The organism is Acinetobacter sp. UBA6526 (genome assembly GCF_002434875.1).
Classification (GTDB): Bacteria; Pseudomonadota; Gammaproteobacteria; order Pseudomonadales; family Moraxellaceae; genus Acinetobacter; species Acinetobacter venetianus.
In genome coordinates this window covers 1813-3320 of record NZ_DJLC01000247.1, presented here as the reverse complement: position 1 = coordinate 3320, position 1508 = coordinate 1813, and the positions used below count along the sequence as shown (strand labels likewise).

The 1508-nt window shown below is 33.8% G+C and carries 2 protein-coding genes; one reads left to right on the top strand and one right to left on the bottom strand.

Going from position 1 to position 1508, the window contains the following annotated elements; genetic code table 11:
• Positions 1-135 precede the first annotated feature (135 nt).
• The gene (locus tag B4237_RS17140) at positions 136-714 is read left to right on the top strand and encodes a peroxiredoxin (protein ID WP_286944092.1); all 579 of its coding nucleotides are present in this window, start codon (positions 136-138) and stop codon (positions 712-714) included.
• 54 nt (positions 715-768) lie between these two features.
• Here B4237_RS17140 and ftn read toward each other — a convergent pair whose 3' ends face one another.
• Positions 769-1233: a heteropolymeric bacterioferritin subunit Ftn gene (ftn, locus tag B4237_RS17135; RefSeq protein WP_004881207.1), complete on the bottom strand. Its 465-nt coding sequence runs from the start codon at positions 1231-1233 to the stop codon at positions 769-771.
• Between the last annotated feature and the right edge of the window lie 275 nt (positions 1234-1508).

Genomic DNA, 1508 nt, shown 5'->3' with positions numbered 1-1508 from the left:
TTGATTTTCCTTTTCTTTTTCTAAATCACTATTCAATTGAAAGATATAAAGCAGAGCAAAACTCTGTAAAGAATTTTCTTCCACATCCAATCTCTAAATTTGCTAAAGTAGCTGCTATTACACTTTGAGATCAACATGATGAATACGATAAAGTCCAAAGTTCTTATTCTTTGTAGCTCACTATTTTTAATGACTTATCCAAGTCTAACCGTAGCACAAAGTAACTTATTTTCCTCAAAAAATACCGCGCAGAAAGAATGGGTTGGACAATCCGCACCTGACTTTAAACTACAAGATCAAAGTGGTAAATGGCATACTTTGAACCAGTATAAAGGTAAATGGGTCGTGCTCTATTTTTACCCTAAAGACAATACAGCAGGCTGTACACAAGAGGCCAATCAGTTCAAAGCACTCTACCCTCAATTTATAAAATCAAATGCTGTCGTTTTAGGGGTAAGTTTAGATGATGTCGCTTCACACCAAAAGTTTTCAGAAAAACTTGGCTTGCCATTTCCTATTTTGGCTGATGACAAAGGTGAACTTGCCGGAAAGTTTGGGATTGTAAGAAATTTCGGGATTGCAAAAATTGCTAAAAGAGAGAGTTTTCTAATTAACCCTCAAGGTGCAATTATGTATCACTATACCAGTGTCAACACACAAACTCATGCGGATCAGGTGCTTAAAGACTTGAAAGACGCTCAAACTAAAAAGTAAATTTAGAAATAAAAAAACTCAGCATTAAGCTGAGTTTTTTATTAATTTAGAATATTAGATCTGTGATTGAATATAGTTCTGTAAACCAATCAATTCAATTAAACGTAATTGTTTTTCTAACCAATAGGTATGGTCTTCTTCTGTATCAGAAAGCTGCTGACGAAGCATATCACGGCTAATATAATCGCCTTTCTCTTCACAAAGCTTAATTCCTGTCGCAAGTTTCTCACGAACATGATATTCAAGCGCCAAATCAGCTTTTAAACAGCTAACAACATCGTTTCCAACGTTAATGTCTTCACGATTCATATTCGGTTGAGCACCTAAAAACAAAACACGACGAATGATTGCATCTGCATGAGAAGCTTCTTCCTGCATCTCATGATCAATACGTTCGTAAATTTTACCTAAGCCCCAATCTTCGTACATTCTCGAATGAATTAAATATTGATCACGAGCAGCCAACTCACCGCCAATGAGCATATTTAAATAGTCGATGACTTCTGGATTGCCACGCATAATACTTACTCCTATCGAATGCCACTATTATGTGCAAGTTAAAATATAATTGCAAAGTTAAATTTGTGTAAGTTTATGATTTTTATAAAATTAAAATGAGAAACATACGCATTTACAGTTTTAATTAAGCAAAATTATTGAAGTAAAATAAGCGCTTGCAAACGAACATCTTGATCCTAAACCCATAATTTATGAAGAAAACGTTTATTTTCATTTTTGTAACCATTCACAATGCTTCTTATTTAGCCCTTTGTTTTAATCAATAAATTTAAAAA

What these genes read in the sequence shown, in the direction of transcription:
- B4237_RS17140 (WP_286944092.1), top strand. Translation starts at nt 136, where the DNA reads ATGATGAATACGATAAAGTCCAAAGTTCTTATTCTTTGTAGCTCACTA.
- ftn (WP_004881207.1), bottom strand. Translation starts at nt 1,233, where the DNA reads ATGCGTGGCAATCCAGAAGTCATCGACTATTTAAATATGCTCATTGGC.